This is a genomic window from Xanthomonas vasicola pv. musacearum NCPPB 4379, from assembly GCF_000277895.2.
Classification (GTDB): Bacteria; Pseudomonadota; Gammaproteobacteria; order Xanthomonadales; family Xanthomonadaceae; genus Xanthomonas; species Xanthomonas vasicola.
Genome location: NZ_CP034655.1, coordinates 4,386,700 through 4,401,075, shown reverse-complemented (window position 1 = coordinate 4,401,075; position 14,376 = coordinate 4,386,700). Strand labels below are relative to the sequence as shown.

Sequence of the window (14,376 nt, the reverse complement as noted above, 5' to 3'; positions counted from 1 at the left end):
TCAGGACGCTTTGAGCTGTAGCGCGGGCGTGACCTGGATAGCGCGCCAGGAGGGCAGCAAGCCGGCCAATAGGCTGGCAATCAGTGCAATCGCGAAGGTCAGTAGCAGCATCTTCGGATCCAGATGCGCAAGCTTGGCGTAATCCACGGGTTGTTGGCGCACGACCCACAGTCCCAACCAGGCCAGTCCCAGCCCCGCAATGCCGCCTGCAAGCCCGATGGTTCCGGCTTCGACCAGGCACTGCGCAAAGATGGCGCCGCGCGAGGCGCCGAGGGCGCGACGCACACCAATTTCGCCACTTCGGCGCAGGAACTTGGCGAGCAGCAAACCAACGGTATTGAGCAGGCACACCAGCAGGAATCCCATTGCCAGCCACAACTGCAGGCGCACGTCGCCGGGAACCACCTCTTTGTAGTCCAGCCACTCCATCACGTTGCGCAGGCGGGTATTGTTTGGCCGCTGGAAACGTCCCGCAGCGCGTTGTTGATCGGAGTAGTTGTCCAGGTAGGCCTTGTAGTTGCCAGCCTTCGCCGGGCTGTCCAGCTCCACCCAATACTGCATCCATGTGCAAGATGCGTTGAGCGCAGTTTGATCGCTGTTATCGTTCTTGCCGAAGCAGTTCATGCCGCCGTAATGGTCCATCTTTAAATCGATCGCTACCGAGAACGGCAAGTACACCTGTTCGTCCGAGCCGTAGCTATTGCTGAGGTCATAGAAACGTGGATTGACATTCCATTCCTTGAGTACGCCAACGATGCGGAAGGTGCTCTTGTCCATCCGCAAGTCGCGGCCGACGCTGTTGCCACCGTCGAACAGTTTGTCGTTGAGTTTCTTGGTGATGACGGCAACGCGTTCGTGTTTTTCGTCGCTGCCGGCTGACCAGGCCTGTCCGTACAGGAACGGTGCTTCGAACATCGGAAAGAAATCGGCCGAAGTAAAGCGAACCACCGACTTGAACGCGGCGATGCCGTTCTTGTCTGGCTCGATGGCCACTTGCCCGCCGGTCATCAGTGCCTGGCGTTTGGCGCGCTTTTCACGTAGTAGCGCTTCGGCATCGAAGCGGGTGACTTGATCGTCCGGCTCTTCGCCTGGCTGAAAACCTGCCTTCGGTTGTGGGTCGACCAGCACGTTGAACAACCGGTCGCTCTTCTGCGGAATCGGATCGCCAGACAACACATAGAACACCGTCAGCGTGGTCATGCTGGCGCCGATGCCGAGTGCGATGGCCAGCACCATCAATGCGGTAAGCACCCTATTGCGGCGGAAGCTGCGCAGCGCAAGATTGAAGTAGTAGCCGAACATGGGTGGGCTCCTTAGTCGGCCAGCGTTGCAGCGGCGGCAGGTGCACGCATCAGACTGGGATTGCGTTCCAGGTCGGTGGCCTGACCATCGACGATGTGCACGTTGCGCTGTGCGCGTGCGGCCAGCTCCGGGTCGTGGGTGACCATGACGATGGTGGTGCCCTGGCTGTTGATCTCTTCCAGCAGTTCCATCACGCCGCGTGCCATTTGCGAGTCGAGGTTGCCGGTGGGTTCGTCGGCCAGCAGCAGACGTGGGCTGCCGGCCAATGCGCGCGCAATTGCAGCGCGCTGTTGCTGGCCGCCAGACAGTTCGGTGGGGTAATGCTTCAGGCGCGCGCCCAGGCCGACCTTGGTCAGCGCCTCTTCGATGCGCTGCTTGCGCTCGGCTGCGGCCATGCCGCGATAACGCAGCGGCACATCGACGTTGTCGAACAGATTGAGATCCGGAATCAGATTGAAGCCCTGGAAGATGAAACCGATCTTCTGATTGCGCAGGCGCGAACGCGCGTCGTCAGACAGATGGCTGACGTCTTCGCCATCCAGCAGATACTGCCCGCTGGTGAAGGTTTCCAGCAGCCCGGCCAGGTTGAGGAAGGTGGTCTTGCCCGAGCCGGAGGGGCCGGTGACCGCGACGAACTCGCCTTCGCGCACATGCAGGTCAAGCGATCGCAGCGCGTGCGTTTCCACCTGTTCGGTGCGGAAGACCTTGGAGACTGCTTGCATCTTGAGCATTGCCAATTCCTTTGCGAAGAGAGAGTGCGACGAGGTGGAATGAGTGAATCAATGCACGGTGACGCGCGGCGCATCGCCAAAGTTGTCTGCGCCGGAGACCACCACGCGGTCGCCGACCTGTAGCCCGGAGAGCACCTGCACTTCGCCCAGGCTGCTGACGCCGATGCGCACCGGGCGGCGTAGCGCGGTGTTGCCATCCATCACGTAGGCGTAGCTGCCGCCGGATTGTTCGACAAACGGGCCGCGTTCGACCTTGAGTACGTTGCGGCGCGTGTCCATCACCACGCGTGCGCTCATGCGCTGGCTCTGGCGCAGGCCCGGCGGCTGCTTGCCGGTGAAGCGGATGCGCGCGGTGACTTCGCCGTTGACGACTTCCGGCGACACCGCCGAGATGGCGCCCGGGAACGGTTCGCCGCTGCCGCTGGTGAGCTGGGCGGGCATGCCGATCGCCAGATCGCGCGCGAAACTCTCGGGCACCTTGATCTCGACTTCGAACTTGGACAAATCCACCACGCCCAGAATCGGCGCGTTCGCCGCCACTTGCGTGTGCTGCACCGCCTGCACCTGGCCGACCTGGCCATCGAACGGCGACAGCAGCGTGAGTGCGTCCACCTGGCGCTGCACCTCGGCCACCACCGCGCGTTGGCGATCCGCCAGCAGGCGCTTGTTGCGCGAATCCAGATCTGCGCCCTGGCTCTTTAGCGAGGCATCGCGTTGGGCGTGCTGCAGGTCGATGTCGGTCTTCTTCAGCGTGTCCTGCGCTTTTGCCAACTCCACCTGCGGCACGGCGCCGCCGTCGTAACCGCGCTGATAGCGCTCCAGGTCGCGTGCAGCGGCCTGCTTGTCGATCTTGGCCTGGTCAGTGAGCTTGCTGGCGTTGGCACGCGCCAGGGTGGCATCCAGGGCGGCGCGGCTGGATTCGGCTTCCAGCCCGGCCAGGGTGGCCTGCTCCTGCGCCAGCTTGCTGCGTAACTCGGGGCTGTCGATGCGCGCCAGTTCCTGGCCCTGCTTGACCACGTCGCCGGCGACCACGCTCAACGTCACCGTGCCGGCCGAGATGGCGTACAGCACCGGGCTGTTGGCGGCGATCACGCGGCCGTCGGCGGCGATGTCGCGCACCAGGTCGCCCTGGCTGACGGTCGCGATGCGCACCCGGCTGGCGTCGAACGAGCGGCTGCCGGCGCTCCAGGCCGTCACTGCCCAGCCAATGCCGGCCAGCACCGTCACCGCGGCGATGCCGGGCCACAGCCAACGGCGCCACGGCGCGCTCTGGGCGGGTGTACGGAGAACCTGGTCCTGGGCAGAGGTATCGCGAATCATGATCGGCTGGCTCGGTGGCGTCACTGCGATAGAGCAGGGTGCGTGCCAACCTTCAAGTCATTGAAAGAAATGTTTTTTATTGAGTGACGAGCAGTGTCCGCAGTGTCCGCGGACACTGGCGGCGGACACGCTGTCCGGGCATGGTCATGCAGCGGACAAGAGCGGACACGCTAAAATGTCCGACTTCTTTTGCGAGAGCTGTCCTATGTGCGGCATTGTCGGAGCGATCGCCGGGCGCGATGTGGTCCCGGTCCTGATCGAGGGACTCAAGCGCCTGGAATACCGCGGCTACGATTCCTCCGGCATTGCAGTGCTCGATGGCACGCAGGTACGCCGGGTGCGTCGCACCGGACGGGTGGCGGAGATGGCGCAGGCCGCGCAGGCCGAACAGTTCGGCGCCACGCTGGGCATCGGCCACACCCGCTGGGCCACCCACGGCGGCGTCACCGAAGCCAACGCGCATCCGCACATCAGTGCCGGCGTGGCGCTGGTGCATAACGGCATCATCGAAAACCACGAAGAGCAGCGCGAAAAACTGCGCGCGCTTGGCTACACCTTCGAGTCGCAGACCGACACCGAGGTCATCGCGCACCTGATCCATCATCATCTGGGCAGCGCTGGCAATTTGCTCACCGCGCTGCAGCGCACCGTCAAGGAACTGACCGGTGCCTACGCACTGGCAGTGATGAGCCAGGCCGAGCCGGAGCGCTTCGTCTGCGCACGCATGGGCTGCCCGTTGCTGATCGGGGTGGGCGAGGGTGAGAACTTCGTCGCCTCCGACGTGTCGGCCATTGTGCAGGCCACCCGCCAGGTGATCTTCCTTGAGGAAGGCGACACCGCCGAACTGCGCCGCGATGGCGTGCGCATCTTCGACGGCAACGATGCGCCCGTCGAGCGGCCTCTTCATTTGTCAGACGTGTCGCTAGCCTCGCTGGAACTGGGCCCGTTCCGCCATTTCATGCAGAAGGAAATCCACGAGCAGCCACGCGCGCTGGCCGACACCATCGAAGCGGCGATCGATGCAAAGGGCTTCCCGGCATCGCTGTTCGGCGCCAACGCAGAGGCGGTGTTGCGCGATATCGAAGGCGTACAGATCCTGGCCTGTGGTACCAGCTACTACGCCGGCATGACCGCGCGTTACTGGATCGAAGCCATCGCCGGGCTGCCGTGCAGCGTGGAGATCGCCAGCGAATACCGCTACCGCGCCGCGTATGCCAACCCCAAGCATTTGATCGTAACCATTTCCCAGTCCGGCGAAACGCTGGACACGATGGAAGCGCTGAAATACGCCAAATCGCTCGGGCATCTGCACACGCTGTCGATCTGCAACGTGCCGGAAAGCGCGATCCCGCGCGCCAGCGAACTGGTCTGCTACACGCGTGCCGGCGCGGAGATTGGCGTGGCCTCCACCAAGGCGTTCACCACCCAGTTGGCGGTGTTGTTCCAGCTCACCATGGTGCTGGGCAAGTTGCAGGGCCGCATCAGCGACGCCGAAGAAGCGGAGTATCTGGAGCAGCTGCGTTTTCTGCCCGGCAGCGTGCAACACGCCTTGAATCTTGAACCGCAGATCATGGCCTGGGCCGAGCGGTTTTCAACGAAGGAAAATGCGCTGTTTCTCGGCCGCGGCCTGCATTACCCGATCGCGCTGGAAGGCGCGCTCAAGCTCAAGGAAATCTCGTACATCCACGCTGAGGCGTATCCAGCCGGCGAGTTGAAGCACGGCCCGTTGGCGCTGGTGGATGCGGCGATGCCGGTGGTGGTGATCGCACCGAACGACCGCTTGTTGGAGAAGGTCAAATCCAACATGCAGGAAGTGCGCGCACGTGGCGGCGAGCTGTTTGTGTTTGCCGACCAGGACAGCCACTTCAGCGAATCCGAAGGCGTGCATGTCATCCGCACGCCACGCCATGCGGGCGTGCTCTCGCCGGTGATCCACACCATCCCGGTGCAGTTGCTGGCCTACCACACGGCCCTGGCACGCGGCACCGATGTGGACAAACCGCGCAATCTGGCCAAGTCGGTGACGGTGGAGTAAGTGCAGTCGCGATGGCGGCTGCATGCACTGCCAGCTGCGGGCAGTCGGCGCACGCACACATGGCGTATGCGGCTCTGTCCCTGCCACTCGCAGGATGGCGATTGATTGCGACGTCCTGCTGGCCGCGCCAACGGGCAACGCGTACGACGTTCAGTCCCTCGCGAAGCAGTCGCGACATCTTTGCCTTTGCACGTGGCGCATGCTGATTCCAGGAAATGACCGTATCCGTCAGGCAAAGGCGCGGCAGCACTGCCAATAGCCGCTCTTAGCGCTCCTCCACCGCCTCTGCCAACCCAGTGGCCCAAGATATGCATAAGCTCCTTGCGAGGGTCTACACCACGCAGGAGGACGTATGCACGAGTCTTTCAAACAGGGGGCGCCGGCCGAATTGTGGCAGGCGTTGGTGCGCGAGGCGGGGCAGCGGACGGCGCGTCCGCTGGACGAATCGCGCGAGCACTACTTGGTGTTCGTGTTGCTGCGCTTCCAGCGCGATGCGCATCTGCTGTCGCGTACACAGGCACTGGCATGGCTGCATGCGCAGGACCAGATCGGTAGCGTGCGCGCCGACGCATTGCGCGATGTGGGCGACGGCTGCCTGCTAATTGCAGGCCTGTTCCCAGGCGTGGCGCAACGCCGGCGGCTGAGTGTGGATTACTTCATCGACCTGGGTAGAGGCGCTTACGCCGAAGTGGCCGATACCCGCTGCAGCGATGCAGGTCTGTTCGCGCAACTGGCCGAGAGCTATCGCGAACTAGTGCGCACACTCGCTGCACTGCGCACCCCGCGCGATTGGCAACCGAGCGCGGGTGGCATTTTGCATGCCTGAGCAGTGAGCATCTGAGGGGCGGTCCCCACATGCGTCGGGACCGCCCCGACTGCGATGGCCGCGTTGTGCGGGCACACTATCCCTGCAGGTCGATCCGGCGGGTGCGTTGTGCCATTACCCGTCGATCAGAACCCTGCATGTTGTAGATCAGCGCGTGCAAGCGTTGGTGCATCGGTCGCGCTGCATGGGGGACATGCAGCGCGTCGCACTAATCCATAGGGACAGGGATTCATGAAGACGTGTATCGCGGCGGTGCTATTGGCACTGCCTGGGCTTGCCGTTGCGCAAGACGTGCCGCTGGGCTATGCCGGTCAGGGTGGAATGACGCTGCAGGAGATCGACCCTGCCATCTACGCGTATCACTACGACCATGGATTCGTGGGCGAAGATGCGATGGGCTGGGATCCTGCGCTGCAATTTGCCTGGTCGCGCATTGCGGCCGCCAAGGTCTGCGCACAGCAATCGCCGTCCGATGCATTGATCGGCAAGCTGGTGGAGCAGTACGGCAAGGATGCCGGGGTGCATCAGGTCAACGGCATCGGCTTCCATGAAGCGCAGATGCGTGCGGCTGGCGCGTTCTGTACGCCTGCGCGCATTACCGAAGCCACGGCAGTGGCGCCAGCGTGCGCGGCTGGTGATTTTTCGACAGCAACGGCCTATGCCGCTGCTGCAGTTGCAGGCACTGTGTCGGTCGCTTCGACAGCCGAGCAGCCAAGTCTGCAGTCCGCTGCGGGCGCCATCGTTGCGCCATCGGCGGATTGGGCCTTGCAGCTTCCCTTACATTCCAGCATGCGAGTGGGCTCCAACGGTCTGCCCAACGGCGATGAAAATGTTGCGTGTGGTGCGCCGCGGTCACACCGGAGTGGTCGTCGGCTTGCAAATCGCGACCAGCCTGTTTGCGCGCGGTGTTGCAGTGTCGACCTTCGGAAAAGACCAGCTGAAAGGCGAAAAGATGGAAGGCCTGGGGAATCCTGGCTATCAATTGCAGCGCGATGCAGTCAACGCGCATTTGAAGACCTACTTCACCGGACATCCAGCCGCACTGCCAGTGGACCCGTTCCCGTTGCAGGTGCTGATGTCCGACTGGCTGCTCGTCTATCAAAGCCTGGCCGATACCAAATCGCCTTATGAGCTGCGCTATGCGGTCACGATCGGTGGTGAGCGCAGTGGTTTTCTGAAGCGCAAGGCGAGCCCGATCAGCCTGGACTGTGCGCCGACACCGCGAACCGCCTCGCTAGAAGAATGGGAAGCCAACGATTACGCCTTGGTCAAAGAAGCTGCACAAGCCTATAGCGACGAATGCGCAACGAAATTCGCCGAGCGCTTGCCGCAATGGTTTCCAGACAGAGGTGTTGTTGCAACGTCCAACTGACGTCTCAGATTGGCGGACGCCCTATGTCCGTCGCCTGACGTGATCTGCAAGGATCGTGCAACACAGCGCTAAACCAGAAGGGGCACCGATCCATCGATCAGTGCCCCTTCTGTCTTTTCTACCGCAGCACAATCAACCGACGCTGCGCGCCTGGTTACGTTGTTGCTCGTGCTGATTCTGTGCCTGCGTTTGCGACTGCGCTTCTTGGCGCACGGCATTGCTGCTTTGCTCCAACGGGCGTTCCGCAGCGGCTGCCTTGTCGGTGTAAACCCGCTGATGCGCTGGGTCGTTTAGCTGACCCAGCACGCCGAACAGTCCCTTGCCATCCTTGCTCGGCGCCACCGCGTCGATGCGCTGCAAGCCGCTGACTTTAGCTTCGAAAGTCATGTGGCCGGCAGTGTTCAACAACTGCTGCCGGTTGGCGAAAGCATTCGGACCCAGCTGTTCCAGCTTGCTGACGGCTTGATTGAACAGCGGGTGATCGGGGTTGGTTTTCTCAGAGAGCAGTGGCGTTTTTTCCGCCTGCCTCAGCGCAGCTTGCGTATCGCGGCCAACCACGCCGTCGTCCTGTAGCCCATGCGCACGCTGGAACGCCTTGACAGCTTCGCTCGTCCGCTGGCCATAGACGCCGTCCGGCTTGAGCTCGTGGCCGTGAGCATCCTTGTAACCCAGTTGCTGGAGCGTCTGCTGCAACGTGCGTACGTCTGCGCCACATACATTTTCGCGCAGGACACCCGACGCATCAGCGGCGGCATATGCCTGGCTGGGTTTGTGCTCGGTCGCTGCGTGAGATTGCTGCTTGGTCTGGCTGCGCTCCTGCAACAAGTCGCGCGCCTCAGACAGCGGGTCGCTGGCGTAGAGCTTGACGCCCTTGGCGTGCTTGCGCTCCAGGTAGGAATCCAGCGAACTGAGTTCGACACCTTCGCCGCCGCGCGATTGGCTGATCTTGAGCTGGCCATCCTTGGGGTCACGCACCACCATCGTGATGTGGTCGATGCCCTTGTAGCGTCCCTTGTCCCAACTCTGCGGGCCATTGTCCTCACCGATGATCATGCCCTCTTTGAGGGTCTGCGCAGTGACGTCCTTACCTTGGATCAGTACACCAGAGCGCAGCTCGGCTTTGTGCAGCAATTCGGATGCACTGTCGAAACCAGTGCTGAACTTTTCGTCCTTGGTGAAGATGGCCTTGCCGGCGCCCTTGTTGATCTCATCCATGGTCGCGTTCTGCATCTCGACCACCCAGCCGGAACAATCGACCCTGCCTTTGTCTGGATCTTTTGCGCCCAGCCCGTATTTGACGTGATCGTATTTGTTGGTGAGGTCATAGGCCGCGTGAAGCGCGATACCGTGCGCTGCAGCGTTCGCCGGCTGGGCAGGTGCAGACTGCGACGGTCCCTGCTGCGTGGCCGAAATGGGCTCGATGCCTTTTTCGGGAATACGGATACGGTCCATCTTCGTATCCCAGTACTGCACAAACGTCTGCGCCATATCCTTGTCGGACATGCGCCGGAACGTTGCCGCATCCACGCCGGTCAACGACTTCAGCTCTCTCTCGCCGACACTGTTGAGAATGTTGGCGCGTGTGCTTTCCAGGCCAAAAGATCCCGTGGCAATCGCGGTCTGCAGAGAGCGGTAGCCACCGGCGCCTTGCTGATGGGCCAGGTACATATCCAGGCCATCGGGCTTCGGCTTGCCCGACAGATAAGGCCGCCCATCGCGTTCGTGCCGATTAACCAGGCTCGTCCGGTTATCCAGATACAGCCGCGCTGCTGCGTCGGTGTTGACCACCGCGTCCAGCTCGCGTCCGGCAATGCCGTACTGCTGGGCGGTTGGCGGAGTGAACTGGAACAGTCCTTTTGCACCACCGGGGCCGCGGCTGGCCAACTCGTCGAAGGCGCCGCCGGTCTCTACGTGGGCAAAACGCAGGAAGTCGTCACGCGGAATATTCCGCTCGGCCGCTTCGCGTTCGATGATATCGAGCACTTGGGCTCGTGAGTAGTTCGTCGGCATCGCTCAAGGTCCTTGATTGAGTGCTGCAGCCACGCGGCTGCAGCGGTACGCCGCCCGAACCAATTCCTTTGGTCCTGTATTAAGGGGTCGGCAAATACGATTTGCGGGCCGCATCGTAGCGATATTCAACCGTCTCGTCACCCCCGCTCGTCGGCGGATCTGCGGAAACGGTCACCCGCAGTGCAGGCAGGCCGGGCTGCTTAACGAACGCGAGCTTGCTGCTGTTCTTGACGCAGGCAATCTTCCCAGGCGCATCCTCGTCACAATCTGCACTGTTGTCCTGCCCCGCCGGGACATTGCCGATATAGGTCCAATGCTTGTCGTTGACGTTATCGGTGTCCTTCGGGTTGAACACCAGCGTGTCGTAAGAAAGGATGCGTACGCCCGACTGCAGGCTCCAGGTCGGCACCGCAAGGACCAGCCGGCCGTCGTCGGTGGCAAAGGTCTCCGGCTTACGTTTGGTGTCGACGGTGTTGCCTTGTTCCATGCCGCCGAATTCGCCGATGTAAGGCTCTGCGCCAAGCAGCTTCCAAGGGGTTTTGCTTCCTGGTTCACTGGTCACGAAGGTGGCATGGGCCAAGGTCACCTTGGTGCCGGGCGCGGGAGAGTGGTCGTCGCTTTCAGCGCCGAAGCGCTCGGGCGTTTCCCACGCAAAGCCGGTGTAATAGCGCGTACCGCCGAGTTCGAACTGAAAGCCGTACCAATAATTGATCCAGCTGCCATTGGCGACCTCGTAGGAGGTGGCACCATCGCCGTCCACGTTGCTGATGAAATACAGCACGCTGTCGGTCCGCGGCGGCTGCAATTGCTGGGTCGATCCCTGGGTTGCGTCCTGCATGGGAGATGCATCCTTGTCTGAAGGTTTGGGAGTGGTACTGGCCGCGGCTGCGGCAGTCTTCGGAGCTGTGGTGTCCGGTGTCGCCGGCTTGCAGGCGGCGATGGTTGCTAGCGCAAGAATCAGTGGAATCTTCCTGACAAGCATTCGGGTGCATCCATTGCGGAGGGCGGCGAAAGTCTACTCCAGCCCGGCGATGTGTCCAGTCGTTGCGCCGGATACGGCGGTGCCCGCGCGCCTTGGTGCCGTGTGGCCTTCGGGTAGCGGACGCGTGGCCTTTTCGCCTGCGCATCCGCTGGTTTCCATGCCCATCCCTGCCAAGACGCCAGCCTGCCGCGTAAGCCGCGGATTTATGCCAATGGCGTATTGGAAATGATCTCTACCCAGTAACCATCCGGGTCCTTGATGAAGGCCAGGTGCTTCATGCGGCCGTCTTCCAGACGTTTCTGGTAGGGCACGTTGAGGCTGTCGAAGCGTGCGCAGGCGGCATGGATGTCCGGCACTGAAACGCAGATGTGGCCGAAGCCGCGCGGGTCGCTGTTGCCGTCGTGGTAGACCGGCCCGTCCTGGGTTTCGGTGCCGTGGTTGTGGGTGAGTTCGAGCACGCCGGGGATGCCGGCCATCCACAGGCGACGCTGCGCGTCGTCATCGGGAATAGCGGTGCCTTCCGGTAGCAGCGCGAGAAAATACAGGCTGAATTTTGCGTCGGCAAAATCGCGTGCGTCAAGCAGGCGGAAGCCCAGCACGCGTGTGTAAAAATCCAGCGACTGCTTGGCATCCTTGACGCGCAGCATGGTGTGGTTGAACACAAAGCCGTGCGTTTCGGTGGGCGCGGTGGTGGCACCAGGTACGTGTTGCAGATCGTTCAAAGGCATGGCGGTTTCCTGGGTTGAATAAGGGCGCAGCGTGCTGCGTCACTGTTGATGCTAGCGAGGGCGGAGTAGTTGGCGTGTCATGGCCTGTGGCAGCGTGTCTGATGCGTTGGCGTTGATGAGGGTGCCGAACGCAGCGGCCGCTGTACGACGCCGTTACCTCAGAACCACATGCGGAAACCGGCAACGAAGCGGCTGTCGCGTGCTGGCGTATCGTCCATCGCCGCACGTTGTGCGCTATCGCCGAAGCGGCGGCTATGCACCCAGCCGATGTACGGCGCGAAGCGGCGGGTGATTTCGTAGCGCAGGCGCAGGCCAAGCTCGACTTCTTCCAGGCCGCTGCCAATCCCGCGGCGGTTGTCGTCGGTGAGCGCGATGTCGGCTTCCACGTGCGGTTGCAGGATCAATCGGTTGGTCAGCAGTACTTCGTATTCGCCTTCCAGCCGCAGGGCTGCGCGGCTGCCGTTGCCCACATACAACGTGGCTTCGGTTTCGAACTTGTACGGCGCCAGGCCCTGCACGCCGAAGGCCGCCCAGCTGCGATGTTCGCCTGTGCCGATGTCCTGACGCGCGCCGACGAGCAGATCCCACCACGGCGAGATCGCATGGCCGTAGAAGGCTTCCAGCGAGGCGGATTCGGTGCGCCCGTCGTGCCGCTCGCCTTCGCTGCGCAGCCAGAGCCGGTCGATGTCGCCGCCGATCCATGCGCGTGATTCCCACGCCCGGCCGCTACCGCGATCTGTGTTGGAAGCTTCCAGCCGATCAACCAGGACGTAGTGGTTGATGCCTGCCGAGTGCATCGCGTGCGATTGCAATGGCGCGAATGCGGCGGCGATGTCGTCCGCGGTGGGTGTAGGGATAGGCTCGCGTGGAAGTGCGGTACTGCCTGTATTGGCAAGGTTGCCGGTGATTGCGGTGTTGGTGGGCCGCGTGTGGTCCATCTTCGAGTGGTCCATCCAGGCATGATCCATTGCCTGGTGGTTCATGGCGCCAGTCTCCATGTCATCGTGCGACATGGCGGCGTGGTCCATGCGTGCAGCCTGAGATGATGCAGGCGTCTTATGCACGCCATCGGTCATCTGCATCGCATGGTCCTGCATCGCCTGTGGTGCGTCCTCCATCGCATCGTGCCGATGCTCCTGCGCAACCGCAGATGCACTTGCCAAACACGCGGTCGCCAACCACGCCTGCATGCGAAAGCGGCTCATGCTTGCACCCGTACTTCGCGCATCATGCCTGCTTCCATGTGGTACAGCAGATGGCAGTGATACGCCCAGCGGCCGAGCGCGTCGGCGCGCACGCGGTAGGTGCGGCGGGCACCAGGCGGCATGTCGATGGTGTGCTTGCGCACCTGGAAATTACCGTCGGCATCTTCCAGATCGCTCCACATGCCATGCAGATGGATGGGGTGCTGCATCATGGTGTCGTTGACCAGCACGATGCGCAGTCGCTCGCCGTACTGCAGGCGCAAGGGCTTTGCGGAAGCGAAAGCAATGCCATCGAACGACCACGCGAATTTTTCCATATGCCCGGTCAGATGCAGCTCGATCTCACGGCCGGGTTCGCGCCCATCCGGGTCGTCGAACACGCTGTGCAGGTCGGCGTAGCACAGCACGCGGCGGCCGTTGCCGCGCAAGCCCACGCCGGGGTCGTCCAGGCGCGGTGCAGTGGCATTGCTGCGCATGTCGATCAACGGGTTGCCGTCTTCGCTGGCGGGGTGATGTGGTGTTTTGCTCTTGGCTTCGTCGCTCGTATGGTTATGCGACTGCATTTCTGCCATCGGCATTGCCATCGCGTGCGCCGCATGCGGCTCGCTCTGCGGCGCACCGTTGCCATGCACCGTGTGGTCGTCGCCATGGGCCATTCCATCGCCATGTCCCATGTCCTGCATGGTCAGAATGGCGCGCGGATCCAGCGCAGGAATCGGCGCCTGCAATCCGTGTTGCACTGCCAGCGTGCCGCAGGCAAAGCCGGTGCGGCCCATGTCCTGCGCGAATAACGTAAACGCATCCTGGCCGAGCGGTTCGACGATCACGTCGAAGGTTTCGGCCGCGGCGATGCGCAACTCATCCACGCTGACCGGATGCACGTACTGCCCATCGGCGGCCACCACGGTCATGCGCAAGCCGGGGATGCGGATATCGAAGTAAGTCATCGACGCGCCGTTGATGAAACGTAGCAACAGCTTTTCGCCCGGCTTGAACAACCCGGTCCAGTTGCCGGCCGGCGTCACACCATTGAGCAGGTACGTGTAGGTATTTGCGTTGACGTCGGAGAGGTCGGTAGGCGTCATGCGCATGCGCCCCCACATGCCGCGGTCGGCCCGCGTGGCGCGCAGGCCGTCGTTGCGCGCATCGCGTAGAAAATCGCCCACGGTACGCTGCGCGTAGTTATCGTGGCTGGGCATCTGCTTCAAACGGCGAAACAACGCGGCCGGGTCCAGATCGGTCCAGTCCGAGAGAAGCACCACATGTTCGCGATCGTGCCGATACGGCGGCGGGGTCAGCGGATCGATGACGATGGCGCCATACAGCCCGGCCTGCTCCTGAAACATCGAATGGCTGTGGTACCAGTAAGTGCCAGATTGGCGCAGCGCAAAGCGGTAGTGATACTCCTGGCCCGGGGCGATGCCATCGAAACTCATGCCCGGCACGCCATCCATGTTGGCCGGCAGCAACAGGCCATGCCAATGCACCGAGGTGGGTTGGTCGGTCAGCGCGTTGCGCACGCGCACGCTCACCGTGTCGCCCTCGCGCCAGCGCAGGGTCGGTGCAGGCAAGCTCTGGTTGACGGTGATCGCGGAGCGGGTGCGGCCGGTGAAGTTGACCGGCATGCGGCCGATCTGCAGGGACTGGCTGCCACCACGCAGCACTGGCGTGCTGGCTGGAGTCGCCGCGCGTGCATCGCGGCGGCACAGCCCGCCAGCAGCGGCAATGCCGCCCAGTGCCAATCCTTGCACGAAACGGCGCCGGCTCAGACCGTTGGTGCGTGAGCCATCGGAAAACAGGGGATCGAACGACATGACATCTCCGGCGCGCTCCGTCGGCAAGACGGGCGCATCGCATAGCTGAGA

Annotated in this window: 10 protein-coding genes and 1 pseudogene; 3 read left to right on the top strand and 8 right to left on the bottom strand. The window is 62.7% G+C overall.

All coding sequences use genetic code 11. The annotated features are described in order from the left end of the window. From KWO_RS20225 to KWO_RS20215, 3 genes are read right to left on the bottom strand one after another with little or no spacing between them, the layout of a single operon-like run. Positions 1-1,302 (bottom strand): ABC transporter permease, encoded by a 1,302-nt coding sequence (locus KWO_RS20225; RefSeq protein ID WP_010377708.1) that lies wholly within the window; start codon positions 1,300-1,302, stop codon positions 1-3. Between the two features lie 11 nt (positions 1,303-1,313). Next, the gene (locus KWO_RS20220; RefSeq protein ID WP_010371966.1) at positions 1,314-2,033 is read right to left on the bottom strand and encodes an ABC transporter ATP-binding protein; all 720 of its coding nucleotides are present in this window, start codon (positions 2,031-2,033) and stop codon (positions 1,314-1,316) included. A 48-nt stretch (positions 2,034-2,081) separates the two neighbouring features. Continuing rightward, a complete protein-coding gene (locus tag KWO_RS20215; protein WP_010377709.1) occupies positions 2,082-3,353 on the bottom strand; it encodes an efflux RND transporter periplasmic adaptor subunit in 1,272 nt (423 codons plus the stop codon). A 205-nt stretch (positions 3,354-3,558) separates the two neighbouring features. On the opposite strand from KWO_RS20215, the gene glmS reads away from it, so the two are divergent. The 3 genes and pseudogenes from glmS to KWO_RS20200 all read left to right on the top strand — a co-directional run bounded on the left by glmS (position 3,559) and on the right by KWO_RS20200 (position 7,586). Further along, positions 3,559-5,388, top strand: coding sequence for a glutamine--fructose-6-phosphate transaminase (isomerizing) (gene glmS, locus KWO_RS20210; protein ID WP_010371960.1), 1,830 nt, complete (start codon positions 3,559-3,561; stop codon positions 5,386-5,388). Positions 5,389-5,740: 352 nt separating this feature from the next. Next, on the top strand, positions 5,741-6,214 hold the full coding sequence (locus KWO_RS20205) for a hypothetical protein (RefSeq protein ID WP_010371959.1): 474 nt from the start codon (positions 5,741-5,743) through the stop codon (positions 6,212-6,214). Positions 6,215-6,445: 231 nt separating this feature from the next. Further along, positions 6,446-7,586: pseudogene (locus KWO_RS20200) on the top strand (hypothetical protein). 132 nt (positions 7,587-7,718) lie between these two features. On the opposite strand, the gene KWO_RS20195 reads toward KWO_RS20200, so the two are convergent. The 5 genes from KWO_RS20195 to KWO_RS20175 form a co-directional block, all read right to left on the bottom strand. Further along, entirely contained in the window at positions 7,719-9,569 is a 1,851-nt protein-coding gene (locus KWO_RS20195; protein WP_010377712.1) for a peptidoglycan-binding protein, read from the bottom strand. Between the two features lie 106 nt (positions 9,570-9,675). Then, positions 9,676-10,434, bottom strand: a complete 759-nt coding sequence (locus KWO_RS20190) for a hypothetical protein (protein ID WP_010377713.1) — start codon at positions 10,432-10,434, stop codon at positions 9,676-9,678. Positions 10,435-10,781: 347 nt separating this feature from the next. Next, on the bottom strand, positions 10,782-11,306 hold the full coding sequence (gene gloA / locus KWO_RS20185) for a lactoylglutathione lyase (protein ID WP_010371945.1): 525 nt from the start codon (positions 11,304-11,306) through the stop codon (positions 10,782-10,784). Positions 11,307-11,464: 158 nt separating this feature from the next. Further along, the gene (locus KWO_RS20180) at positions 11,465-12,511 is read right to left on the bottom strand and encodes a copper resistance protein B (RefSeq protein WP_010377714.1); all 1,047 of its coding nucleotides are present in this window, start codon (positions 12,509-12,511) and stop codon (positions 11,465-11,467) included. Beyond that, positions 12,508-14,325, bottom strand: a complete 1,818-nt coding sequence (locus KWO_RS20175) for a copper resistance system multicopper oxidase (RefSeq protein WP_010371939.1) — start codon at positions 14,323-14,325, stop codon at positions 12,508-12,510. Before KWO_RS20175 ends, KWO_RS20180 begins: the two co-directional genes overlap by 4 nt. Between the last annotated feature and the right edge of the window lie 51 nt (positions 14,326-14,376).